General features: G+C 69.9%; 20 protein-coding genes and 1 pseudogene. 12 read left to right on the top strand and 9 right to left on the bottom strand.

Annotated elements, in window-relative coordinates; all coding sequences use genetic code 11:
* The first annotated feature begins 1,024 nt into the window (after window positions 1–1,024).
* Window positions 1,025–1,198 (top strand): hypothetical protein, encoded by a 174-nt coding sequence (locus tag ACIGFK_RS40970; protein ID WP_400055931.1) that lies wholly within the window; start codon window positions 1,025–1,027, stop codon window positions 1,196–1,198.
* A gap of 1,049 nt (window positions 1,199–2,247) precedes the next feature.
* On the opposite strand, the gene ACIGFK_RS40975 is transcribed toward ACIGFK_RS40970, so the two are convergent.
* On the bottom strand, window positions 2,248–2,451 hold the full coding sequence (locus ACIGFK_RS40975; protein WP_400055932.1) for a hypothetical protein: 204 nt from the start codon (window positions 2,449–2,451) through the stop codon (window positions 2,248–2,250).
* A gap of 221 nt (window positions 2,452–2,672) precedes the next feature.
* Between ACIGFK_RS40975 and ACIGFK_RS40980 the strand changes: the two are divergent.
* Window positions 2,673–2,833 (top strand): annotated as a pseudogene (locus tag ACIGFK_RS40980) (DUF2252 family protein); the annotation flags it as partial.
* A gap of 626 nt (window positions 2,834–3,459) precedes the next feature.
* On the opposite strand, the gene ACIGFK_RS40985 reads toward ACIGFK_RS40980, so the two are convergent.
* From ACIGFK_RS40985 to ACIGFK_RS41010, 6 genes are all read right to left on the bottom strand, one after another.
* Window positions 3,460–4,359 carry a helix-turn-helix domain-containing protein gene (locus tag ACIGFK_RS40985; protein WP_400055934.1) on the bottom strand — a complete coding sequence of 300 codons (900 nt, stop codon included), beginning with the start codon at window positions 4,357–4,359 and terminating at the stop codon, window positions 3,460–3,462.
* A gap of 9 nt (window positions 4,360–4,368) precedes the next feature.
* Window positions 4,369–4,611: a hypothetical protein gene (locus ACIGFK_RS40990; protein WP_400055935.1), complete on the bottom strand. Its 243-nt coding sequence runs from the start codon at window positions 4,609–4,611 to the stop codon at window positions 4,369–4,371.
* A 1,078-nt stretch (window positions 4,612–5,689) separates the two neighbouring features.
* Window positions 5,690–6,397 carry an XRE family transcriptional regulator gene (locus ACIGFK_RS40995; protein WP_400055937.1) on the bottom strand — a complete coding sequence of 236 codons (708 nt, stop codon included), beginning with the start codon at window positions 6,395–6,397 and terminating at the stop codon, window positions 5,690–5,692.
* Window positions 6,397–6,678 (bottom strand): hypothetical protein, encoded by a 282-nt coding sequence (locus ACIGFK_RS41000; protein WP_400055938.1) that lies wholly within the window; start codon window positions 6,676–6,678, stop codon window positions 6,397–6,399. Before ACIGFK_RS41000 ends, ACIGFK_RS40995 begins: the two co-directional genes overlap by 1 nt.
* 1,592 nt (window positions 6,679–8,270) lie before the next feature.
* Complete coding sequence (locus ACIGFK_RS41005; RefSeq protein WP_400055940.1) at window positions 8,271–9,833, bottom strand: hypothetical protein; 1,563 nt, start codon at window positions 9,831–9,833, stop codon at window positions 8,271–8,273.
* A 371-nt stretch (window positions 9,834–10,204) separates the two neighbouring features.
* Entirely contained in the window at window positions 10,205–10,954 is a 750-nt protein-coding gene (locus ACIGFK_RS41010; RefSeq protein WP_388685997.1) for a GntR family transcriptional regulator, read from the bottom strand.
* Between the two features lie 658 nt (window positions 10,955–11,612).
* On the opposite strand from ACIGFK_RS41010, the gene ACIGFK_RS41015 reads away from it, so the two are divergent.
* The 8 genes from ACIGFK_RS41015 to ACIGFK_RS41050 all read left to right on the top strand — a co-directional run bounded on the left by ACIGFK_RS41015 (window position 11,613) and on the right by ACIGFK_RS41050 (window position 18,739).
* Window positions 11,613–11,873, top strand: coding sequence for a WhiB family transcriptional regulator (locus ACIGFK_RS41015; RefSeq protein ID WP_400055977.1), 261 nt, complete (start codon window positions 11,613–11,615; stop codon window positions 11,871–11,873).
* Window positions 11,870–12,457: a hypothetical protein gene (locus tag ACIGFK_RS41020; RefSeq protein WP_400055942.1), complete on the top strand. Its 588-nt coding sequence runs from the start codon at window positions 11,870–11,872 to the stop codon at window positions 12,455–12,457. The genes ACIGFK_RS41015 and ACIGFK_RS41020 overlap by 4 nt, the downstream gene beginning before the upstream one ends.
* Window positions 12,454–12,912: a hypothetical protein gene (locus tag ACIGFK_RS41025; RefSeq protein WP_400055943.1), complete on the top strand. Its 459-nt coding sequence runs from the start codon at window positions 12,454–12,456 to the stop codon at window positions 12,910–12,912. Before ACIGFK_RS41020 ends, ACIGFK_RS41025 begins: the two co-directional genes overlap by 4 nt.
* Window positions 12,909–14,063 (top strand): hypothetical protein, encoded by a 1,155-nt coding sequence (locus tag ACIGFK_RS41030; RefSeq protein ID WP_400055945.1) that lies wholly within the window; start codon window positions 12,909–12,911, stop codon window positions 14,061–14,063. Before ACIGFK_RS41025 ends, ACIGFK_RS41030 begins: the two co-directional genes overlap by 4 nt.
* Before the next feature lie 208 nt (window positions 14,064–14,271).
* The gene (locus ACIGFK_RS41035) at window positions 14,272–14,454 is read left to right on the top strand and encodes a hypothetical protein (protein ID WP_400055947.1); all 183 of its coding nucleotides are present in this window, start codon (window positions 14,272–14,274) and stop codon (window positions 14,452–14,454) included.
* Between the two features lie 127 nt (window positions 14,455–14,581).
* Window positions 14,582–14,749, top strand: coding sequence for a hypothetical protein (locus ACIGFK_RS41040; protein ID WP_400055949.1), 168 nt, complete (start codon window positions 14,582–14,584; stop codon window positions 14,747–14,749).
* A 245-nt stretch (window positions 14,750–14,994) separates the two neighbouring features.
* Entirely contained in the window at window positions 14,995–16,626 is a 1,632-nt protein-coding gene (locus tag ACIGFK_RS41045) for a DUF2637 domain-containing protein (RefSeq protein ID WP_400055950.1), read from the top strand.
* 562 nt (window positions 16,627–17,188) lie between these two features.
* Window positions 17,189–18,739: an ATP-binding protein gene (locus ACIGFK_RS41050; RefSeq protein WP_400055952.1), complete on the top strand. Its 1,551-nt coding sequence runs from the start codon at window positions 17,189–17,191 to the stop codon at window positions 18,737–18,739.
* 128 nt (window positions 18,740–18,867) lie between these two features.
* Here the strand turns inward: ACIGFK_RS41050 and ACIGFK_RS41055 are convergent, their stop codons facing one another.
* Both ACIGFK_RS41055 and ACIGFK_RS41060 read right to left on the bottom strand, forming a co-directional pair.
* Complete coding sequence (locus ACIGFK_RS41055) at window positions 18,868–19,623, bottom strand: hypothetical protein (protein ID WP_400055954.1); 756 nt, start codon at window positions 19,621–19,623, stop codon at window positions 18,868–18,870.
* Entirely contained in the window at window positions 19,623–20,357 is a 735-nt protein-coding gene (locus ACIGFK_RS41060; protein WP_400055955.1) for a ParA family protein, read from the bottom strand. The genes ACIGFK_RS41055 and ACIGFK_RS41060 overlap by 1 nt, the downstream gene beginning before the upstream one ends.
* Before the next feature lie 997 nt (window positions 20,358–21,354).
* Between ACIGFK_RS41060 and ACIGFK_RS41065 the strand changes: the two genes are divergently transcribed.
* Together ACIGFK_RS41065 and ACIGFK_RS41070 are read left to right on the top strand one after the other, a co-directional pair.
* The gene (locus tag ACIGFK_RS41065) at window positions 21,355–21,519 is read left to right on the top strand and encodes a hypothetical protein (protein ID WP_400055956.1); all 165 of its coding nucleotides are present in this window, start codon (window positions 21,355–21,357) and stop codon (window positions 21,517–21,519) included.
* Window positions 21,516–23,417, top strand: a complete 1,902-nt coding sequence (locus tag ACIGFK_RS41070; protein ID WP_400055958.1) for a hypothetical protein — start codon at window positions 21,516–21,518, stop codon at window positions 23,415–23,417. The genes ACIGFK_RS41065 and ACIGFK_RS41070 overlap by 4 nt, the downstream gene beginning before the upstream one ends.
* The last annotated feature ends 232 nt before the right edge of the window (window positions 23,418–23,649 follow it).

The following is a 23,649-nucleotide window of genomic DNA, read 5'->3' on the forward strand; positions in this document are numbered from 1 at the left end:
CGATGTCCCCACGCGCTGCGCGCGTGGGAGGGCTCCGCCCTCGCTGCGCTCGGGCGGCCGGCCCTTCGGGCCGGTGGAGCCCCCGCTTCGCGGGGGCTGGTCAGTTCGCTTCGCTCTCTGACCTGCGGGAATCCGCTTCGCTCCTTCCCGCGGCGGGCTGCGCTGCGCTTCGCCCGGATGCGGCCGCTGCGCGGCCGCGGGCCCTGGTCGCTGCGCTCCCCTGGCCCTGGGCCCGCTTCGCGGGCTGCTTGCAACAGCGGGAAGGGCCGGGCACCTTGGGCCACTCCCCTGACCGGACCCAAAGACTCTGTCCCTGAACGCCCCTGACAGCCCGTCTCCAGCCCTCTGAACTGCGGAAATACCCCCGGGCCAAACAGGGTCGAGAACGACCCCCACAACAGCGCACAGCGCCCCGGCTGTTCAGGCCCGCACCCCACCAACCACCAAAACAAACTCATCTGACAGGCCGTCAGAAGAGATAGAGAAATTCAGAACGTCGCGTTGAGAAATTTATCCGGGCCTCTGGAGAACCCTTGAATAACTCCACAAATTTGTTATCACTGGGTCGCCTAGAGAAATTCTGCTCAGCCTCGTCTCAACGGTCGCCAGGGTGACGGGCAGTCCACTGCGCAGCGCCGGAGACAGGACTTGCAGGGCTAACTCGCGCGCTGCGCATCCTCAACCCGCAAGGGCGAGCGCGCCAGCACGGCGCCCTGTCAAGGCTTCGCGAATCCGCGCGATCAACGCACTAGACCTCTCTCGAGACCGGGCCCGGTGTGCCGCAGGGGGACTTGCAGGGCTAACCCCCACACAGTCCACCCTCATCCCGCGACGGCCGCCTACCCCTGCACAAGCGCCCCGTCAAGCTCTCGCGAATCCGCACCGCAGGGCCTCTGACCAGGCACGGAACGAATATTCGCGAGAACTCGATCCCGGCCGCGATCGCTCGCACAGTTGCCCTCGTTGCGCCCCACCCATCCCGGCAGTGCCGACCTGGCACGCCCAACCTGAGGAGAACACCCCCATGTCCAAACTCGCCCTGCTCGTCGTGCTCCTGGTCGTCGTCACCGGCCTGCTGCTCCTGGCCGTCCTGGCGTACGCCGCCTACCGTCACCCGCGGATCGTCGCCCCTCTGATGGTGGCCGCCGCATTCGCCGCCGCATTCGCCGGCGCCCTCGCAGTAGTGGCTGCCCTATGACGGCAAGCGGGGGCAACACCCCGCCGCTTCGGGTGGGGGTTACGGAGCCCCGGCAGCAGGCTCACGGCCCAGGCAGCGGACACTGTCCGGATGATCGAGCGCCGCCCGCTGGGCACCGGCCCCCGCCCTGCCACCAACACCCCCGCCACGTCCGCCCCCCGGGCCCGCCTCGCGGCCGAGCTGGCCCACACAGTTCCGGCCGCCGAGGCCGACAGCCCCGCCACGCGGTCCGCCGAGCCCGGCCGACGCCGCCTGGGTCCCGGAACGGCTGAGGCCTTCACTGACCGCCCGTCACCGGCCAATGACTGCTTGGCCCCTTGACCTGACGCCTTGACCATTGGGGCAAAGCAGGATGTAAAGGGCTCAGAAGGGGTGCGGGCGACTCACCACTCACCCACCAGGAAGCTCACCGGTGACTCACCGGTGACTCACCGGTGAGCTGTACTGTCCAGCCGCCAAACCCCGGGGCAAGCGGGTGCGCCCGGCCTGCCGCTTGTTACACGCCCAGTTACCAAGCTGGATACCTGCGGCCCTGTTACCCACTCTGAACAGGAGCGAAGGCCCCAGGGGCCCTGCTGCAGGCCCGAGGTAACACCAGGCTTGTTTAGCAGCGCGGAGGCTTGCCACTCCGCCCAAGCCCACGCAGCACGACAACCCCACAGCCCACCCGTGTGCACGTCTGAACGCCTCGAAGCAACCGAACCGGCCCGGGGCTGGCCTTCACCATCTTGGTGGTGCCTTCCATGATCACGCAGGGAGCGTGGCCCCCTACCTCACGAGCCGTAGACAGCCCTGTGACCTGGCGACTCACCCCTGCAGGGGTCGAAGTTGGTAGAAGGCTTCCGGTCGGACGTGGTTTACAGTTGGAGCCCTTGGCCCCTCCGCACAGACTCGATCATGCGTCCATGCATTGTCAGTGGTGAGCGGGAGACTGAAGCCATGAAGACGGCGGCCTCTGCCTGGCCAGCGAAGCAAGGACAGAGACCGCCGCGGGTGACACCCGCACCTCGCGCCTTCTGGTGTTCCAGCACCAGGAGGCGCGTCGCGTTCTACAGGTAGCTGCCGATCATGTCGAACAGCCACACCAGGTACTGATAGATCCAGTGCCCGATGTCGCCGGAGGCATCGGCCAGGAAACTCCCGGCTACCCCAGCGATCAGTACATCGCGAGCGGTGCTGCGGCTCTCACCCCGGACACGCGGCGCGCCCTCGTCCTCCGTACCGTCGGACCCCGGCTTGTCGCTGTCGGGCATGAGACCCCCCATCCGGACCGCCCATACCTCAACTGGGGAGGCCGGGGGTCGGACGGTCCGTCAAAAACCCGGCCTCCCAGAAGCTGTACGCGCACGAATCGGGTGGCAGCTACAAATCCTACGTCCCACGGGTGACACTTCCGGGGCACGCAGAGATACGGTCGGGCGTTGCAGAACCAGGACGACCCACGACGCCCAGGCGGAACCTGCTCCAACGCACCATGCGAAGCCCCGATGTGTTCGACACCGCGCTCGGTGAGCTGCTCGCCGCCGACCCGCGGCCTTCCAGGTCAAGTTCCGCAAGATGGCGGCCTCGGGCTTCGCCTTCTACCGCGGCACGGCCAGCCTCGTCTACGCCGACCGACGGCCGCCGCGACCCGGTCCAGCCACGTCCCGCCGGGCCCTGTCGCGCCGACAGGCCGACCCGCGCGACAGGCCCCGGCCCGCCCGGCGGCCCCCACTCACCCGCATCCGTGGCCCGGTCAGATCACGTTGAGAACCAGCAGCCCGTTACTCGCCGCACCCTGTCTCCCGCACTCGTGAACACGCCACGCTAACGACCACACCCCCCTCCGCCCCGAGGAGTCAGCCAGCCTCCAGACACCCCCGCCCGCCAACCTCCACCCCGACCAACTCCAACCCGCCCCTTCGCCCCAGCCCAGACCTAATGTCTGAGCACTCACCGGTCAGAAAGTGGGGGCTGACCTGGGACGATGTGTGGTGAGTCCGCGTGCCCGTTCCCCCTATGTTTGCCCTCATAAGTTCCCCCTGCGTTTCCCCCCATGGTTACCCCCATCTGTTCCCCTGCGGTCCCCCTCGATGGGGCCTCCCGTGGTCCTGAGCCGCGCGGACCGGAGGGGGTCACAGGACGGGGAGGCAGCACAAAGACGGCGGGCCGCCCCCTCCAGGGCGGCCCGCCGTCGGCTACTCGGTCAGGCTGCGGCCGTGGCCTTCATTGGCCGCCACGCCCGACTGGGTGACGGTTGTTGCTCAAGGGCCCGTTCAAGGTCAGAAGGCTGCGGAGATGCCCTTGACCAGTCCGGACAGCCACTGTCCGGACCGGCGGGTCCGCGACGGCTTCGTGCGGACCCGGGTGACAGGAGCCGGTTCGGTGACCAGCTCGGCGACCTGCGGGTGCTCGGCGTCCGAGGGACGGGTGTCCGGCACAAGTACCGGCTCCGGCTCGTGGCGGGGCTTGGGCAGGGTGAGCACGGTGGCCAAGGCGGCCTTGGTGTGGTGGAGGTCCTCCTCTAGTGCGGTGAGCCGGTGGTGCATGTCGTGGTTGACGGTGCCGGTGCGGGAGGCCTCGATGCGGTCCCATGCCTGGAGCCAGCGCATGACCTCCGCCTCGTTGGTCACTCCGCAGGCCCGAACGAAGTGCCCGAGGAACTCCCTGCGGCAGGGCCGGGTGCCGTTGAGAACCGCGCCGAGCGTGCTGCGCGGCAACAGGGTGACGGTGCTGAAGCGGGGCTTGGCCCGATTCTCCAGTTCACGCAACGACGGGTTCCCGGCCCGAAGGCGCAGGTTCTGCATGGCGTGGAGCAGGTCGACGGGCTCGGAGATGTACTGGAGTGCCTTGGCCGGCCGCCGGGGCGCGGTCGAGGCGGTCTTACTGGGGGCCGGGACGGAGGCGGCCTTCGTCCACAGCCGCCTCGCCTCGGTGATGTTGCCGCCGCAGGCCTTGGTGTAGGCCTCGACGACGGGCCATGAGGGGATGCTCGGCTGCTTCCCGACCATGCGGACCAGTTCGGCCCGGTACAGGGTGCTGCGTGAGATGGACATGCCCATCCGCTCGGTTCGGCTCGCCACCTGGCTGATAGAGAGGCCCGAGGCCTGGCGCAGTGACAGCAGCCACTGCGCCAGACCCCGGGCGGTGTGCTCAGCCAGGGCGCTGGGTTCGCGCCCCATCGCGGTCTCTTAGGAGACCTGGCGGCGGGTGGTGAGTGTGTCGACCAGCCGGCGGATCAGCTCGATGCCGAGCAGGCCGCCGACGGCGAGGATGGTGATGACGGTGTCCACCGGCATCCCGTAGAAGGTGAGTGCGGCGGTGAGGAGGATGACGATGACCACGATGATCGTGGCGGGCACCGGGACCAGGGGTCCGGTGCCCGTCGTCGGAGCCTCCACACACGCGGCTGCGCGCGCGGTCTTCTTCTTCAACTGTTACTCCTGGGGATCGTTGCCACTCGACAGGTCCACCAGCTGACCGACGGCCTTGCAGGACCGAAGGTCTTAGACCTCCCCACAGCGTTCAGGACCCTCGTGTGCCCGTCTACACGCGCCGGAGGCGTCGTTTCAGCTTGTCCCACTGGAAGTTGAAACAGCGTCAGTGTTGATCGCGCAGGTCATGGCGACGCCCGTCCGGGCCGCCGGGGCGTGCCGCGGCCTCTTGTCCAAGGTGTGGCGGACAGGAGGCCTTGTCCCGGCACGCTGGAACCCTCAGGCTGCGATGCGTAGCCCGAACCAGATCGGGCCTCACGGAGGGGAGCACAGGCGATGCGTATCAATCGGTCAGGACCGCAGTCCCTCGCCCTGTTCCACGCCGGCCTCGGCCTGGTGAACACCCTGGCTCCTTCGTGGGATCCCTCTTCAGCCCTGGTGCGGTCCACTCTGCCCGTCTCCCGGATGACTCCGGCAGACGCGTCCGGATGCCCGCCGGCCAGGCATGGAACCCATGCCCGCCGTCCCAGGAGGCTGTCCCCGGCCCGGTCTTGGACCGTGCCGTAACAGGGATGTCTTCCAGAGCCATGTCCACATGTCTGCAGGTCAGGCATGTCCGGGACGTGGCCGACTGCGTCCGCCCCATGGGGCGGATCTCTCGTACGCGGTCTCCCCGGGCCGTTGCCACTCGACACAACAGGGGAAACAGGTCGGTTCTCGTTGCAGCGAGACCGGCCCTCGGTGCGGCCTCCGGCCGCACCCTGAGCTTATGAACACCACAGGCCTGCCTGGCCCACCGAAAGCTGGAGAGGACACTCCCCGCCAGCCGCCAGCGATGCCCCAGACATCGGCCGACCGGGTGACTGGGCGTTTCACGTCCCGGTCGCCGCAGCCACGGTGAAACGCGGCTCCGCAGCAAGCCCGTCCCGTGACTTCGATCGCGACGCTGCTCGGCGCCTGCAACACCGCCTGATCCCGTCCGGACGCCCCGGCACGAAGACGCCCATCCTGTGAGAGCAGCGGGGAAAAGAGCAGCGGGGCCGCCCCTTCCAGGACGGCCCCGCGTTCGCCTTGTCGATCAGGCTGCGGCGCTGATCCTCCTGCCCTGGTACCAAGCGGGCGGCGGGTACACCTTCTGGTTCTCCAGCCACCTGAGGTACAGAGCGCCGACCCCGTCGAGGAGGGGGCTGATACGCCGGATCTCGAGGAAGGGACTGACCCCCCGAATGCGAGACCAGGCATCGAACCAGGCCGGCAGCGCGCGCCCAGGGATGCCGCAGGCCTGAAGGAAGCTCAGGTACTGCGACACGTCCACCGGCATGGCCTGGCCCCGCATGATGCGGTGCGCGGTGGTGCGAGGCAGGTGGTAGTCCCCGACTCGCTCAACGAAGTCCCGGATGGGCGGACGCCCGGCGGCGTCGTAGGCGGCCCGCAGGGCACGGCTGAGGTCGGCCTCGCTGGCGGCGAGGTTCGGTCGCGGTGCGACCCCCCAGCGCTTGGGGCGGCGCTTGCAGACCTCGTAGGCGGACATGTAGAGCCATCCCGCGTCGTCGTATCCCGGGCCGTTGGTGATGCCGCAGGCGGCCAGGTAGCCCTGGACGCAGTCCCACGTCGGCAGCGCTTTGCCGGACGCGGCGCGCTTGAGGGTCGACGCGCCCCACGCGCTGCGCTGGGCCAGCGTGCTGTAGGGGATGCTGCCCCGCCTGTCGCGGAGGAACTGGGCCAACGCCCCGAGCTCGGGGATCGTGTGGTCGACGGGGGCTTCGGGGCGCCCCGGCCGGCCCACTAGTTCACGCTCCCGCTGCCGGGCCCGCCGAGCGCGGCGTTCAGCAACCGCCGCAGCAGGCCGCCGCCACCGCCCTTGCCACCCTTGACGTTCGAGGCGACCAGGACGGCGACACTGACCGCGCCGGCGCCCCCAAGCAGGACGAGGATGTCCTGCACGGGCATGTGCGCGATGAGGCTGAGGAGCACGGCGGCCGCCAGGTAGGCGGCGATGACGAAGGCGTGCGGCATGCCGAAGCGCACGCCAGAGGCCGGGGCCGAGGCCCCGTCGATCGTGTTCAAGTCAGGCACCCTTCACGGGTAAGGGTCGACGGCCCAAGATGGGCCGCCGACCGGCTGCTACTGGCTCCAACAGGCCGTGTCCCACTAGGCGATTGGCGTCACCTGCGCAGCGGAACGAAGCACTGCCGACCAAGCCTCTCAGCCCGTAGCCCGTCTTCGCCAAGACCACCGAATTGGCTCCGAAGTCGTCCCAAATTCCAAACCCGAGATATCAATCCTCGTATGGCCTCTGACCTGCGATGATGCAGCTACCGAGGCGGCCGAAATTCATTGGCTCGACTTTTGTCCCAGCAACTGTGAGTGATACCTCAGCCACGGCAGCCGTAGTCTCAACCTCGTTACGCGCGCACCTCCTGAACCGACACGTGTGCGCGTTTACGGGCGCCCTGCTGCTACTGGCTCCAACCAAGGCAACTTCCAGGGACATTGCAGGTCACGTTGGCGCGTGACCCGCGCGGCGGCCGATGAGCGTACCCCTAGGGTGCGTACGTCGGCCTTTGCCGTATCCGCGGCAGCACAGGAGCCGGAAGCAGCACAAGCGTCCCTGAGGGCCTTTCACAGGCCTCTGCAGCAACGGGGCCTTGGGTGCGACGTTCGACCCTCACGCGGCCGCACAGGGCCCTTCCCGGGCCTACCGCGGCTTCCCGCTCCGGTTGAAGAGCGAACACTCCCCCGCCTCAAGCCCCTCGTGCGCGGCACGCGCCACGCACGGCACGCGTTGGCCGGCCCCAGCCGGGGCGATCGTCGTGTGCACGAGGGTGCCCGTGCACATGTGCACGTGTTGGGCGGTCCGGTGGTACTGCTCCCAGAGCGCTCTGGGCACCGGGCCTCACCCGCGCACGCCATATCGGCGCGGGCTGGCCCTGACCCTAGCCCCGGCCTCACCAGCCGCCTCGAGGAGCCCAACACGCGCGCGTGCAGGCGCGCATCCTGGCCCCCACCGTTCATCGGCCCCACGGCAGGTGATGAACCCGTGTGTGACGCCTGCGCCAGGGGCGGGGGTCGGTGGCCCCGGGCCTGGTCAGCCGTGTGGCACCCGCCCGGTGTGACACCACCTGGCGGCCTGAGTGACAGGCCCGTGTGACACGGGCTGACGCCCGACACTGACACCACCGGCCTGCACGCCAAGGCCCCAGGCCAGGTCAGCGGCCGTTCTGACGTGTCAGGTGTCAGCCCGGGCCGCGGGCACGGCCACGGGCAGTGCCGACCGCCGGGTCGCCGAGCGGGGCCTGAGTGGACGTCACCCAAGGCCGATCATCAACCCGAAGCCCCACACGCCTCACTGAGCGCCTTTCAGAGACCGCTCCGACCTGGGGGGCCGAAATTGCCTCCGAGGCGCTCAGCGGGCCGCACAGCGGCCCTTCCGGCCCTCGTTAGGCCCGGCCGGGTCCGGGTGCCACAGCCCACCCGCCCGGCGCTCGGGCCAGATTTCTGGCCCGCATCCTGCGCCGCTGACCCGCTGCAGGACTCTCCCCGGGGGCGGTTACCGGTTACCGGTTACAGGCCGGAGAACGCGGATTCGCGCAGCTCAGGACAGGTCGGACCCGGTAATCCCAGGGCTGTAACCGGTAACCGGTAACCGCCCTTGGCGGCTAGGCCGGCGCCGTGGCGGCCTGTGGCTCAGGCTGCTGGGCGTAGGCGGCCAACTCGGGGTGCTCGGCGGCCAGCTGCTCGCGCAGCCGCCGGGTCTCCTCCGCCTCGGCCTCCCGCCGCGTCTGCCGGTCGGCATCCCCGGCCGCCTCCCACTCGGCGTGCTCGACGTACGCGTCGTCCAGCATCGCGCCCCACTTCGCAGCCGTCCTGGCGCGCTCGGCCTGGGCGGCGTACTCCGCGTCCCGCTCGGCCCGCAGGCCCGCCGTGGCCCGCTCGATCGCCTCAGCCTCGGCCCGGTCGTGGCACTGCCAGCACAGACCGTCCTCCGGCCGCGGGCCGTGTCCGGCTGCCTCGCAGGGCCGGCCGTGCTCGTCGGTGCCCTGGCATTCCCACCACACCGGCGCCGGGCCGGCTTCCCGCGGTCCCGGTACCCGGCCCTGCTGCCTGGCCGCCTTCCGGTCCGCACGCCGCTGCTCGCACGCCAGGCACGCCGCGTCGCGGTCGATGGTCACGCCGTCCTCGCACATCGGGTCCGGGCAATCCGTGGACGGGCGCACCAGGCCCACCGCGACTCCGACCGGTGAGCCGATGCCCGGCCCGCCCTCGGCCAGAGCGTCCCGGTAGCCGTGAGCCCACCACCGGCGCTCCACCCGCGCCGCCAGCTGCTCGGCGGTCCGCCCGCCGTCCAGCGCGGCCAGGATCGCGTCCCGCAGCGCCGCCGGCCGGTACTTCGGCAGCAGCGCGGCCAGGGCCTCGGGCCAGGCAGCCTCGACCCGGGCCACCGCGGCGGCCTGCTCGCGGGACATCCGCACCCCGGCGCTCTTGCCGGTCTTCCCCGAGCGCGAACCCCGGTTCGGCGCGCCAGCGCCGGAGGACGCGGCGGAGCCGCCCGCGCTAGCACGCGCGCTACTACCCGCACTAGCCCTACGGGCGTCACCAGCGGCTCGCGCCGCAGGCGCTTGATCGTCTTCTGTTGTCTTCTGGCTAACAGTCTTCTTAGTGACTACAGGGTTCCCCGAGTCCCGGGAAACCCTGTAGTCGGGGCTGACCTGGTCAATTGAATCGTTTTCGCAGGTCAGCCCCGACTCCCGGGATTCCGGGAGTCGGGGAACGGCGATCTCGACCCGCTTCGAGGGCCTCCCCGCCAGCTTCGCCCGGCGCCTCGCGGCCGCGGCCTTCGCGGCTGCGGTCGGCTCGATCAGCTGCACCTGCCGGACATCCCGCTCCCGCTCGACGGACGCCAGCAGCGCGGACACCTCCGCGTCGCTGGCCGGGGTGTCGTAGACCACCACCTCGGTGGACCACTGGTTGCCCTCCCAGACCATGACGCGGATCTTCACGACGTACCGGGCCACCTGGAGCAGCCCCATCGCGGCCGCCAACCCGTCCCGGCCGTACCCGTACTTCCGGGCGATCTCGGCCAGCGTCACATCCCAACCGTCCTGGTGGCGGATCAGCACCGCCAGCAGCCCCAGGGCCGTCAGATCAAGGCCCGGCGCATCATCGATCGTCTCGTTCGGGACCGCCGCGAACCGTGCCGGCCGCCCACTGCGCTTCTTCACCGCCCCACCCCCGCTCGGGTGGACATGCCATCGTGACCGAGGCCATGTGGTGCCTGGCCTGCCGTTCCACGTACGCTCATCAGTGAGCGCACCTCCAACCTCTTGCTGTGATGTCGCGCCTCTCCAGACCAGGGCCGCGAACCCTGGGATGGACCTGTCGAGCCCCGCCTACCGGCGGGGCTCGCTGTGTTGTGGGGCCATGCTCCCGCACCCCGACTAATGGGGATCAGAGCAGTTATTCTTCGTAGGTCTCTTCGTAGGGCTCTTGGGGTCGATGCGGCATGGGCTGATATCTGTCCCGCTGCGTGCAAGACCGAGCGCCTGTTTAATCCTGCGCATGAATTCAGATTTTCACGCATTGCTGCAGCGGCTTATTCGGTGTTTCCCGCAGCAGCCTGAGAATTTAGAGAAGTGGCCCAACGGAGAATGGTCGCTCCCCCGGCTACCTTTACGGCAACTTCCACTACACGGCCGTCAGCCAGGTAAACCGTACGAACCACCTGAGTCACGATTACCTCCCCGGCAGTGAGACCGAGGGCGGCCTTTTCGGATTCCGTGGCGTAGCGAGAGGTCACCTCTTCCAAGACATGGTCCTGGGCGCTCCCCAGCCGTTCTGCCGCCAGCTCGCGAGACCCGCCGGTGGATACCAGTTCCGTCAGTTCTGGGGTGGCTGCGATCACGTAAGCCGGGTAGTACGAGCTGCTGACGTGTACCGGTACGCCGTTCCGGCTGACCACGCGGCGCCGCACGTGCACGGGCGTGCCGTGGGCTACGTCCAGACGTGGCGCTACCACTTCATCCGCGCCGACCGTGCCGATCTCCACGATGTGCGAGGTCTCCCCGCCAGCAAGGGCGCTACCAGTGGCCTCGTGCAGACGTACTCGGGCCGCGATGTTGTTACTGATGGGGCCCGCGACGATGGTTCCAACGCCGGCCTTCGGGAGGGTCAGCCCCTCCTGCTTGAGCACACGAAAGGCCCTGTTAGCGGTCGTCTGCGCCACGCCGAAGTGTTCGCCGACCTGCCGCAACGACGGCATCGTGTCGCCTGGCCTGAGTGCCCCGTCTTGGATCTGCTTGCGGTAGTACGCCGCGATCTCCGCGTAACCGGCCGTCTCGGTCATACCAGGCCCTTCCTTTGGCTAGTGCCGTACTCCCCGCGAGTACAGCGGTGCACCTCTGAGGCTAAACCACAGAGAGTTGTAGCGCTACCACTAGCGCTATTTATCGCTAGTGGTCTACGGTGATGGAGCGCGATGACGCCCCGCCCGGTACCCCTGGCGGGGGCTAGTCAGCGTGTCCCGGACCTGTGTCTGCGTCGTCTGACCTGCGCAAACACAGATCGCCCGGTCGGCGTTGGAGCGCCAACCGGGCGGCAACGCAGCCGTTGGAGCGCCTGCGTTGCTGCCGGACCTGTCCATATGCGTGGAGAGAGGCCGACTTCGTGATGGTTGCAGAGGCGAGGCGCTGGTGGCGCCCCAGGCGGGGTCTGTGTTCCGCAGCGGTGACACGGACGGTCTTACCGTCACGGCGCTGCACCGCGGGACTGGTTGAGACCCGCCAGGCGCCGGAGGTGCTGGGCCTGGGCGGGGACGAGCTGCGGGTGCGTGCGGGCCTGCGGGCGCTCGGGGTGGAGCTGTGAGCGCGGTGGGCGGGGTGCCCCCGCTGCCGGAGGGTTGGGTCGCGTCGCGTCCCACGGATTGGCTGGACCGGCTCTGGGAGTGCAGGGACCTGGCGCCCGCTCCGGCGGTGCGCCGGGAGCGGGCGGGTGGTGCGGCCTGTGTGGGGGCGGACCCGAGGGTGTTTTACCCGGAGCCGTGGGAGACGACGACGGGCGAGGCCGTGCCCTCGAGGGCGGAGCGCACGGCGCTGGCGTACTGCGGCCGGTGCCCGGTGCGTGACTGGTGTCTGGAGCGGGACCTGATCGACTCCTCCACCCCCTCGAAGGTCATCGGGGTGCGCGGGGGGCTGCGGCAGGGGGACCGGCGGGCGCTGCACACGAAGCTGTTCGGCAAGCGCGCGAAGAACGGGGCGTCGAAGTGAGCGCCCCCACGGTCGGCGCCGCGAAGGCCCGGAAGCGGAAGAAGAAGCACGGCAAAGGCAAAAGCACTGCCACAGCTGCGGTGCAGGTGGTGGTGCAGCCGGCGCGATGGCGGTGGCTGGCCTACAACGGCGGTGCCGCTGCGGTCGGGCACAGCCTGCTGTGGGGCGTGAGCGGTGACGCGATGGCCGGGGCGACCGTCATGGCGGACATCAACCTGTCGCTGGCGCCGGTCGGCACGTTCGCACTCACCTGCACCGCCGTGTACGCGGGGTGGAAGGCGGGCGGGCTGCTGAGGGGGCTGCCCGGGTTCGCGGGCCTTGCCGCCCGGCCGGCCGGGGCGCTCGGCGCCGCGTTCTGGGGCCAGGGGACCGGCCCTCTCATCACGGGGTTCATGGCGTGGTCGGCCCCATGGTCGGCGCTGCTGGCCCCCCTCGCAGTGGCCGGGGCGTTCGGGGCCGTGTGCTGGCTCTACCTGGAGCGGTACGCCGCCCGCTGGGCGCCGCCGCTGCGGTGGGCCGCCCGCATCCCGCTCGCCACCGTGACCCTCTCCTCCCTCCTCTACGCCCCGGGGGCCCTGCTGTGAACACGACTCAGACCATCGCCACGGACGTTGTGCTGGCCGCCGGGCCGGTGCTCGGGTCGGTCGGCCTCTCCGGCCTGGCCCTGGCCTCCGGACTGCTGCTGTTCCTGGGCGTGCGCGGCTCGGACCGCATGAAGCTGGACCGCGACAAGGCCGGGGCGTGGGGCATCGCGTTCGGCACCCTGGCCGTGGCGGCCGGGGAACTGTGGGGCGACGTCGTCAAGGGCATCTCGGAGGTGCCCACCTCCGTGATCCAGGGCTCCGGCCTGGGGAACATCGGCCTCGGCGGCGTCGCCCTGGCCCTGTCCATCCTCACGTTCGTCCCGAAGTGGAAGAAGACGCTCTGGCCCGCCCTGCTGGGCGTCTCGGCCGGGGTCATCTACGGGCAGGCCGGCGGCATCTGGGGCATCGGCGTCGGCCTGGTCCTGAAACTCGCGAACATCGTGGGTGCGCTGTGACCGGCACCGGCGCCCAGGTCAAGGAGATCGTCCGGCCGGGGACCGCGGTCACCTCGCTCGTGTCCGGGTCGGTGGTGCTGGCCGGGCTGCTGTGCCGGTGCGCTGGCCGGGCGGCCGGGTGGCTGTGGGACGTGGCCAGCGTGGACGCCGAGGCGACCGAGGCCGCGCAGGCCAAGGCCGACAAGGCCGCCCTCGCGAAGGCGGCCAAGGCCAAGAAGGCGGCCAGGGGAAAGGCCGACCAGGACGACGACGCCGAGGACGACGACGGCCAGGAGCCGGAGGACGACGCCAAGGTGACGGCGCCTCCGGTCCGGCCGGTCCGCCGCCCGGTCCCCGAAGCCCTGGGGCTGGCCGCGTTCGGTGGCCTGCTGGCCTCCGGGGCGGCCGGCACCGCTGGAACCCTGCTGTGGCCGTACGTGCAGCAGCTCGGCCCGTACCAGGGCGTACTGGCCACGGCTGGCGGCCTGGGATGGGCGGTGGCGGCCTGGATGCTCGCCCCCGCCCCCGCCCCCGCCCCTGCCGAGGCCAAGGACCAGGACCAGGAGCCGGACGCCGAGGCGCAGCGGCCCGAGGTCGAGGACGCTGATGCCGGGGAGGTGGCGCCGGATCGGGGTACGGCCCTGCTGCTGCATGTGGTCGGGGCGCTGGCCGAGGCCGAGGCGGCCGGGCGGGTGGGGCTGCACCTGGACGTGGTGCTGGCCTCCGCCATCGAGGACGGGCTGTTGGCCGAGGGCACGGAACAGGGGGAGTTCCGGGCCTGGGTAGAGCGTGCCGGCCTGCCCGTTGTCGACAAGGTCGGCTACCGGATCGGCGGCAAGCCGGTGACCCGGGTTGGGCTGCGGATAGATGCGGCGACGGCGGCCCTGGGGATGTCCCCGGCGGCCCTGCTGCGGGCCCGCGCCCAAGCCCCTGCCACGGCCCCGGGGGAGACCCCTGCGGCGGCTGCTGTGGCCCCCGCCCCGGTGCCCGTTCAGGCGGTCGGGGAGAGGCTTGCCGAGGCCCCTGCCGGCACCCCCGCCGAGGCCTCCGCATCGGCCCCTGTCGGCACCCCCGCCGCGGCCGCCCTGCGGCTGATTCCCGGGGGGTTGCTGGACGCCGATTCGGCCCCTTCCCCGGCCCTGTCCAAGGGGCGGGCCCAGGAGGCCCGTTAGACGGCCCTATCGGTCACGTGACCTGCGGTTCTATCGGTCGCCTTACGGGGCCTGACAGGGGCCCTGACGCCCTTCCCTGACACCCCAGACGCCGACCCCCTAGAGGGGTCGGGAGCACCACGAACAAGACCCCCCGAGGCGGCCGAACTCTTGGCAGATGGGCGGCCGCCCCGGGGCTTCCATCCCTCACGAGAGACGGAGCCACATCATGGCATTCCGCAAGACGATCTCCCAGAGCGAGCTGGCCGAGCGCCAGAGCGACGCGGACCGCGAGCGCCACGCCACCGAGTACCGGCCTTCGCGCGGCGGCTGGTTCAAGGCCGAGGCCAGGCCGGAGCCGGGCCAGGACAAGGACAGCAGCAGCGGCGGCCGCCGGTGGGGGCGGCGGTGAGCCGGGCGACCGCGCCCCGGTGCCACGGCCGGCGGATGAAGAGCGACAAGTCGGGCCGGGAGTACCGGTGCCTGCGTTGCGGGGCCTGGACGATCAGGCTCCTGGCCCTGCCGCTCGGGGGTGCCTGATGGGAGACGCCGAGCGCCAGGCCGCCGCGGCCGCCATGGAAGCCGCCCGCGTCGCCAACGCCCAGGCCATACAGCAGGCCCAGCAGTCGGCCGACGCGCTGAACGCAGCGAACAACGCGGCCGCCGCGCTCACCGCGGACATCTCGGCCCACCTGTCCGGCCACTGACCGACCGCCCTATCGGCCGCGGAAGAGCACCCAGGCACCATGGGCGGGCCACTGCGGCACCAGTACGACCCTGGCGGGCCCGTTTCGGGCCCGCCAGGCACACCACCCGCTTCGTTTCGGCAAGGAGAGAGATGACGACCACGAGGGAGCCAATCACCCTCCCGGCGCAGGGCACCGTTTCGGCGGCGGCCGGCCCGGTTTCGGGGGCGGGCCCTGAGGTTTCGGCGGGGGGCGGATCCGTTTCGGTGGCCAAGGGGACCGCTTCGGCGGAGGGGCTGGCCGTGTGGCTGGACAGGGCGGAGGACACGGCCGCGGCGCCGACCGGTCCGGCGGCTGAGGCCGGTCCGCAGGGGAGCGCCCGGCTGCGGTTCTGGCTGGGGCTGGCGTTCCTGCTGGGCGGTGTGGCGGTCGGAGTGGTCGGCTTCTACCTGTCGTTCGACAACCTCAGCACCGCCGCTCACGCCCGCTTCGGGTTCACCCCCGGCGCCAACAGCGTGCTGTTCGCGCTTGGGGTGGACGCCACCATCGTGGTCTGCCTCGCCGGTGACCTGCTGTTCGCAGCCCGGGGACACAGCTTCTGGCTGCTGCGCCCCGTCGCCCACGCGTTCACCGCGCTGACGATCTACCTGAACGCGTCCGCCCAGGGCTCCATCTTGGACAACCCGGCCAAGGCCGCGTCCCACGCCGCCATGCCGATCGTGTTCGTGGTCCTGGTCGAAGCAGGCCGCCACTACCTGGTGACACAGGCCGCCCTGGAGATGGGGGCCGGACGGGACCCGATCCCGTGGCACCGCTGGCTGATGCACCCCATCAAGACCGGCTCGATCTTCCGGGCGATGAAGACGTGGGAGTTCACCTACACCCAGGTCCGCATCCAGCGCCGTGAGCTGGCCATCTACGAGGTGTGGCTGGCCCACCGCGAGGAGATCGAGCAGGGCCTGGCCCAGGGCAGGCTCGGCGTCCTGGACCGCCTCCCGGTGCTCCTGGCCCCGCACGGCGTGCCGGTCGAGCAGGCGCTGGCCCTGCCGGCCCGGATGAAGCGCGCCGAGCAGCTGCGGGAGCAGCAGGCGGAGCGGGAGGCCCTGGAGCTGAAGGCTGCAGCCGACCGCCACGAGCGGGACCTGAACCACCGGGCCGCGATCGAGGAGACCGCCGCCGAAGCGGAGCGCCTGAAGGCCGCCGGGGAGCTGGCGCAACTGCGCGCCCGCGTCACCGGGGCGGAGAAGGTCGCGCTCGCCGAGGCCGAAGGCGCGACCGCGGCCGCCGAACTCAAGACCCAGGCCGCCCTCGCCGCAGCGCACCGGGCTGCCACCGTGGAGGAGCGCCGGGCCGCCGAGGAGGAGGCCGCCGAAGAGTCCGCCCGCGCCGCCGAAGCCAGGCAGCGCGCCGCCGAAGCGGACCGCATCGCCGCCGAAATGGCCGCCGAGGCGGCTGCGGCATGGGAGGCCGAGGCCCTCAGCAAGGCGAGCGCGGACGAGGCCGAGGCCCGTGTGAGGGCCGCATCCCGGCTCGCTGCTGAGGACAACAGCCGGATCGCCGAAGCCAATCGGCTGGCCGCCGAAAGCGAGGCGCAGGCCGCCGAAGCACGGGCACGGGCCGCCGAAAGCGAGGCGCAGGCCGCCGAAGCACGGGCACGGGCGGCCCAGGCCGAGGCGCTGGCGGACATGTCCACGGTGCAGATCAAGACGCGCGTGGTCGCCCGGCTGCTGCTGACCAACCCGGAGGCGGACGGCGCGACGATCGCCGCGGCCCTCGGCGGGAAGGCGTCCGCGTCCACCGCCAGCACCTACAAGAAGGCGGCCGAGGAACTCATCAGGGCCGGCTACGACCCGCAGACCGGCTACGACCCGGAGACCCCCCAGGACGGCACCGTGTGAGCGACCGGCACCTCCACGAAGAGCGAGGCCCGGGGCGCAGCAATCGCCCGGGCCTCGCCCGTTTCTATCCCATCCGGTTCCGGGGTCTGTGCGGGAAGACCCCGGGGTCTTCCCGTCATTTTGACGAAAAGACCCCGGGTCTTCCTGTCGAAGCCGGCCGCCGGCCTCAGCTTCGCTCGTCGCTCCGCGCCCCGCGCCTGTGCTTGAGCGTTTGCCAGAGTAGGCCGGTACCGATGACGGCCCCCGCGAAGTTCAAGAGGGCTGCTCCCAGTCCGATGAGCTCGTTGATCGTTTCCACTTGCCGGTCCCTTTCGTGCCATGGGCGAGTGCGCCGTCTCGAAGCTCGCAGGGGGCGATTTGTTGCGGCAGACGCATCAGGTCCGGATCCACGATCTTTCCGACGAGCGGAAACAATGGCTGGCAGGATCCCCGTAGAGGGGAGTTGATGCGGGGGATGCAAGAACCACGACCGGGGCGGCGGCAGAAGGATCTCAGCGCGAAGCTCGCGCCGGAGATGACCGCTTGGGTCATGTGCCTACGCGAGTTCTACACGGGTCTCGACATGACGTACGCCGAACTCGTACTCGACCTGGGAGGCACCGCCTCCACCCTCTCGCGCTACTTCAGCGGCGAGCGGTTGCCCGAGATTGCCTTCCTGGAGCGGCTCTACCAAGCGGTGGAGAAGAAGACGAACGCTCCGGTCACGCAAACGGTCAAGGACAGGGCCCGCGATCTCTACTTCGAGGCATGCCGCGTCCGCGAGCCTCGGCTCCACCAGGTGTACGTGCTCCAGGAGCAACTCGAGGAGGCGACCGCGCGAGCCGAAGAGGCCCAACAGACGATCTGGGACCTGACAGCCCAGCTGAAGACGGAACGGGCCCTTCGAGACAAGGCCGAAGCTGCCCTCAGGCAGCTGGAAGCCAAGGCCGAGACCCGGGACGTCGAAGACGTTCAGCGCCGGCTGGAACAGACCAGGGCCGAACAGGCACGCCTTGACGGCCTCGTCGCGGAACTCTCCCGCTCCTTGGCACAGGTGGTCGGCACCCGGTACGCCATCGCCCAGGAGCAGGGTCGGCTCACACAGGCACTCCACCATGCCGTGCACGCCCTGGACGACGACAACGTCGCTCAGGTCGAGCCAGATGTCGAAGCGGATGTGGAAGACGAGCCGTCCGCGCCCTGGTGGCGGTGGGGTCGCAGGCGCCGCGAGATGAAGCAACTGCACGTGGCCGTCCGAAGAGTGGCCACCGAACTGCCACGGCTTTTGGAGGAGACCGCGGCCGCGGGTGCCGGCCAGAGCGTCGTGATTGAACCGATCCCCCTTCCCCGCAGCGGACGCGCACGCGAAGTGGCCAAAGCGCTCGACAAGGTCCAGCGTCAGGCCGTCCGTCTCGCCGTGGAACAGGCGATGCTGCGCAACAGCGTCAACACGATGTTCGCCGACCTCTCACGCCGCTCTCAGGACCTCATCGACCGTCAGTTGTCGCTCATCTCCGAACTGGAGTCGCGTGAGGCCGACCAGGAACGACTGTCCTCGCTCTTCAAGCTCGACCACCTCGCCACCCGCATGCGCCGCAACGGCGACAACCTCCTCGTTCTGGCGGGCGAGGACACAGGCCGTCGACGGGGCGATCCGGTTCCCCTGCTCGACATCGCCCGTGCGGCCGCGGCCGAGGTCGAACAGTACGAACGCGTCAGTCTGAAAGCGGTGCCCGACGTCACCATCCCCAGCCGCGGCGTCCGTGACGTCATCCACATCTTCGCCGAGCTCATGGAGAACGCCACCTACTTCTCGTCCCCGACGACGAGCGTCGACTTCATCGGCTATGCGCTGCCCGACGGCCGCGTACTCATCGAGATTCACGACGCCGGGATCGGTCTCTCCCACGAGGACCTCGCCGCGATCAACGAGCGGCTCGCGAGCCCGCCGATTCTGGACGTCTCCATCTCTCGCCGCATGGGTCTTTTCGTGGTCGGCCGCCTGTGCCTGCGACACGGCATCCGCATCCAACTGCGCCCATCCGACCTGCGTCCCCCCGGCCTGGGCCTCTCCGACTCAGGCGGCATCACGGCACTCGTCATGCTGCCGGTTGAATTCGTGCAGAGCCGGTAGAAGTTCGCAAGGTCCACCGGGTCGGATCCGGAAGCCTGACCTGCGACGGATCAACCCCGGGTCTCACAGGAAGACCCCGGGTCTTCTCGTCGCATGGACGAGAAGACCCGGGGTCTTCCTCAGGGCCTTCAGACGTTCTGGCCGCCGGCCCGTTCGGCGAGTTCGGCCCTCAGCGCGGTCAGCTCGCGCAGCAACTCGGAGCACGCCTCGAAGGCGCGGTCCGGATCGCTGGCGCCGAGACGGCGCAGCGCCGTGAGGCTCAGCTTGGCCGGGTCGATTGCGGCGACCGGTGTGGGCGGCTCGGACTCGACCGCGACCTTGTAGCCGAGCTTGACGGCCGCCTTCAGGAATCCCTGATAGGTGAGGTCGCCTGCCTCCTCTGCCGCAGCCCAGCAGGCGCGGGTGGCGTCGTCGCCGTGGTCGCGCTGCACCGACACCAGCGGCCGCAACGGCTTCTCTTGGAGCTGCCGCTTGGTCACCGGCGCCAGTGCCCGCACGACCGGGCCGATCCGGATGACCTTGTTCATGTAGTCGGCGCCGTGGCCGTTGAGGGCCTTGCCCCACGCGTCGAAGGAGCTCAGGCCGCTGTCTTCCCACAGCCGTTCCTCACGGACAAGCTCATAGGCGCCGCTGACCATGAGGAGGTACTGCTGTTGGATCGCCTCAGTCGCCGTCTGGGCCCATGCGTCGGCGCACGTGATGGCGCCCTGGCAGTGCGCCAGCCGCTCCGCACGGTCCTGGCTCACCGGCATGCGGAAGACCGGGATCTGGGGTTCGGCCTCCCGGCGGACCTGCGGCTGGACGGTCTGCTTCTCCGGTGCCACCCCGGTGCCCACCGCGGTCTTGCTGAACTGCTCGGCGATGCTCGTGCGTGTCCCTGCCATCAGACGCCCGCCTCGATCTCGTCCAGCCGGCCGCTCGCGCCGCGGAGCCCGTGTTCCAGGGCGAAGCGGTAGAAGTCCTCCCGGGCCTGGAGCTCGACCCGGTTGTTGTTGTACTGGGTGACCACGCGCGTGGCGTTGGTGTGCACGCGGTACCGGCGGATCACCGTCCGCGCTACCGGCCAGCCGTGGCTCTCGCAGAACGCACGGGTACCGTCCACGTACGCCTGGCCCTCGGCCGGCGGCCAGTTGTTGATGACCACCTGGTAGGCCAGAGAGCGAGGCTTGAGGACCCACTCGATCGTCTGCCACGTCGGCTCGAAGGAGTCGGGCTCGGTCAGGATCGGCACGATCACGTCGTTCGCCTGCTCCAGAAGCGCGGTCAGCAGCCGACCGTAACGGTCGTCGCCCAGCGGATCCTCGCCGGCCTCGTACTGCTCCGGGGTGATCTCGGCCCAGCCCGGGGTGTCCACGAAGATGTGGCTGTACGGGAGTTTCCTGAGGAGCTGGATGTTCTCCAGATCGCCGGAGATGTCGAGGACGTCGAAGGGCTGCTCGACCAGCCGGGCTGCCCGCCACAGCGACGTTCCTTGGGGGTCCGCGGACGCGACCGCGACCGAGGGACTCCCATCGCCCCGAGGGCCGGCGACGTCGGCGCAGACCGCGCCCAGATTCAGGGAGATCAGCGACTTCCCCACGCCGCCCTTGCGGTTGGCGACCACATGGATCTTTGCCATTGAAGGCCTTCCGTTCGCTTCACCGGCCCGCAGACGGACCGGCTACTTCGGTGTACGTAAAGCAGTCTGTCTCATCAGCCCTGTTGGGTCGTTACGCCCCGCCGGTTCCAGTGCAGGCACAGGCGATCAACAATGCAGCCGACAGGCTTGCTCGCGCTGCCGGGAGAGCTCCGCCTGGTGGACGTAGTCCTGGACCTGGCGCAGGCGCTCGTCCTGCTTGGTGATCCGGGCCCGGAGGATCTGGCGTGCTCCCTCCGGTCCTCGCGCGAGCCAGCGCCTCTTCCAACTGCTCAGCAAGGCGGCTTGCCTGTTCTTCAAGTCCGGTCAGGCGCGCCTCGGCGACCTGGTGCGCATGCTCCTGTTCGCCGCGCAGGCGAGTCAGGCCGGTACTTGTTCGGAAGGACAGGGGTGGTTGCGGAGCGTGTACGGAAGAGGGCCCCCGCCGGTAACAGAGGCCCTCTCATGTCCGTGGGGTCCGCGCCTGGCCCAGGAGGACTTGACGGGGGTTTTCACGGCCGCAGCCGCCCTGAGAGCGGCTGCACACGTTCAGTCTCATCACGGCCGGAGGCCAATAGCAAGATCGATAGGCCGTTCCGCCCTGTTCCGAAGGGTGAATGGCCAGGCCAGCGTCCTGGACGGTACCCCGCTGGTGCCGTATGCGGAACGCCCGCAGACCGGCTGTGGCACCGGTCGGACCCGTGTGACCGGCGCCGGAATCGGGAGCGTACGAGCGCGGAACGCCCCTTGCTGGGAACGGATTTGGCGGCTGGACGTTCCGGCGGGGTCAAGTGCTTGCCAGGCATTGGCCGATCACCGCAGGCTTGCTTCCCATCACGGCCCGTAACCCGGTGCTCCGGTAAAGCACCGCTCGGGCCTGGCAGGCACCACGTCGCCCAGGAGGCTTCTCATGCACGTTCATCGATCTTTCCGGCGTCACCGCCGGTCCGTTGCCGGCAGCCCGTCCTGCGGGACGGCTTCGCTATCCGGCGGTCTTCGCGTGGTCGTCTTCGTGGTGGTGGCGGTGGTCGTCGTCGCCCTCATGAAGTCCGGCCAGTCCATGCTCGACGCGTTCGGACTCGTGGCGGTTGCGGCCGGCGCGGCCGCCCAGATCAGTGCGGTGCTCTCCCAGCCCGCCGCGACCCTGCCCGGGGGTGCTGCGTGAGCGACCTGACGGGGCCCGGTGGTGATGCCATCTGGCAGGAGCAGCTGTACAGGATAGAAACCCACCAGGAGTACCGCGGGCTGCTGACCAGCCTCCTGAAATCCGTGGGGCTGACGCTGGACCAGGTCGCTACCAAGGCGGCAGATCTGGGAGGTCTGCCGCTTCCGAAGGGCACGGTGGGGGCGACCCTGACCCGGGACAAGCTCCCGAAGCCGGAGTTCGTAAAGCAGCTGCTCAGAGTCTGCGGGGTGAAGGAAGCCGACCGGGACCTGTGGATGAAGGTGTGGCAGGCCTTGGCAGACGGCCGGGCCCCCCTGGGCGAGCCGCAGGACGAACCGCCCTCGGAGAGGGATATGCCGCCCGCGTTCGAGGAAGAAGACGCCGGACCCTCCGGTTCCTCCGGCTGGGCCGCGTTTCCCCGGCTCCTGCGCGATCGGCTGCGGGGCGCGCCCCGGCGCTGGCTGGTGACGCTTACCGCAACAGCGGTGGTGGTCCCGGCCGTCGGCGGCGGCCTGTGGTGGTACGGCGACCACTGCGGCACTACGAATCCGGCGCTGCGCACGGTGCTGGGGGGTGAGTGTTCGGGGATCACCGACGGCAGCGACGGACACGGTGTCTTCGGCAGGGAGCTTGAGCCGGTCCTGGCCGCGATCGATGCCGAGAACCGGGCGGTGGTGAAGGAGGGCGGCTACGTCACGGTGGCCCTGATGGCCCCGCTGACCAAGGGGAGCAAGAGTCTGACGGGCGACCGCGCGCTGCATCAGGTCGAGGGGGCTTTCATCGCCCAGTACGAGGCGAACAAGGACAAGGCTTATCCCAGGATCCGGCTGGTGCTGGCCAACATCGGCAGCGACGAGTCGGAATGGCCTGGCGTCGTCGAGGGGCTCAAGGCGATGACCGGCGGGGATGACCGGCTCGTCGCGGTGACCGGGATGGGCCTGAGCCAGCAGCAGTCGATCGACGCGGCGCGCTCGCTGTCCAAGGCCCACATCCCGATGGTCGGAGACGTGATCACTGCCGATGGCTTCGACAAGAGCGGTGCGATCGACCATGGCGACCCGATTCCGGGCCTGGTGCGGGTGGCCCCCAACGTCAGCACCCAGTTCAAAGCGCTCGCCCAGGAAGTGGCCAAGCATCCGGAGATGAAGGCAGGGGCCCTGGTCAGCGCGCCGGAGACCCCGGACGGAAAGCCCGACTTCTACACGCAGTCCATGGAAGCGGCTGTCCGCAACCCGGATATGGGCCTGCAGCCCTACCTTGATGCGGGAGGCCTCGCGTTCAACTTCACCGTCGAGCAGGGAGCGGAGGACAGCAGCCTGAACACCATCGCCAACAACATGTGCGGCAACCCCAAGATCGACGTGGTGTTCTACGCGGGCCGCGCGACGTACCTGGAGACGTTCATCGAGAAGCTGCGCAACCGCCCGTGCCGCACCACCCCGATCACGGTGGTCACCGGCTCCGACGCCGCCACCCTGAGCCCCAAGATCGAGGGACTGAACGACGCCGGCGCCCCCATCTCCGTCCTCTACGTCCCGCTCGCCGACCCCGGCCAGCTCGCGGACAGCGCCAATCCCGACCAGACGCTGTACCTCGACTTCGCCACCGAGTTCACCACCGCCCACCACGGACAAGAGTTCGACAAAAGCCACCTGGCCAGTGGCTGGGCGGTCATGTCGCACGACGCCCTGCTGACCGCGCGGCTGGCCATCCGCAACGCCACCGGCAAGTCCCAGACCCCGCCCAGCGTCCGCGCAGTGGGAGACCAGCTCTACCTGTTCGGCGGCTTGAACGTCGTCACGGGAGCCGGTGGCACCTTCGGTATCGACCCCCAGGCAGGCAACCGCAAGGGCAGCCACGACCCCCAGGTCATACGCAAGGGAACCCATCGCCCCTAGTTGATCAGCCCCCCGGCAGACCCAGCGGGGCCTGCCAGGGCCGCAAACGGACAACGGCGCTCGAGACCCTCCTGAAAGGGGGTCCCGAGCGCCGTGGGGTGTCGAGTGGTGCGGGTGTGCGGGGGTCAGAGGAGGTCGAGTTCCTTCTCGATGCCGACGACGATTGCCAGGGTTGCGGTGAAGGAGCCGCCGGAGAAGCCGACCCCCGCGAGCGGGGTGCCGCCGAGGTGGC

The sequence above is a fragment of the Streptomyces sp. NPDC085524 genome (assembly GCF_044541755.1).
Taxonomy (GTDB): domain Bacteria; phylum Actinomycetota; class Actinomycetes; order Streptomycetales; family Streptomycetaceae; genus Streptomyces.

What these genes read in the sequence shown, in the direction of transcription:
- ACIGFK_RS40970 (WP_400055931.1), top strand. Translation starts at nt 1,025, where the DNA reads ATGTCCAAACTCGCCCTGCTCGTCGTGCTCCTGGTCGTCGTCACCGGC.
- ACIGFK_RS40975 (WP_400055932.1), bottom strand. Translation starts at nt 2,451, where the DNA reads ATGCCCGACAGCGACAAGCCGGGGTCCGACGGTACGGAGGACGAGGGC.
- ACIGFK_RS40985 (WP_400055934.1), bottom strand. Translation starts at nt 4,359, where the DNA reads ATGGGGCGCGAACCCAGCGCCCTGGCTGAGCACACCGCCCGGGGTCTG.
- ACIGFK_RS41010 (WP_388685997.1), bottom strand. Translation starts at nt 10,954, where the DNA reads ATGACCGAGACGGCCGGTTACGCGGAGATCGCGGCGTACTACCGCAAG.
- ACIGFK_RS41035 (WP_400055947.1), top strand. Translation starts at nt 14,272, where the DNA reads ATGGCATTCCGCAAGACGATCTCCCAGAGCGAGCTGGCCGAGCGCCAG.
- ACIGFK_RS41040 (WP_400055949.1), top strand. Translation starts at nt 14,582, where the DNA reads ATGGGAGACGCCGAGCGCCAGGCCGCCGCGGCCGCCATGGAAGCCGCC.
- ACIGFK_RS41050 (WP_400055952.1), top strand. Translation starts at nt 17,189, where the DNA reads ATGACGTACGCCGAACTCGTACTCGACCTGGGAGGCACCGCCTCCACC.
- ACIGFK_RS41055 (WP_400055954.1), bottom strand. Translation starts at nt 19,623, where the DNA reads ATGGCAGGGACACGCACGAGCATCGCCGAGCAGTTCAGCAAGACCGCG.
- ACIGFK_RS41060 (WP_400055955.1), bottom strand. Translation starts at nt 20,357, where the DNA reads ATGGCAAAGATCCATGTGGTCGCCAACCGCAAGGGCGGCGTGGGGAAG.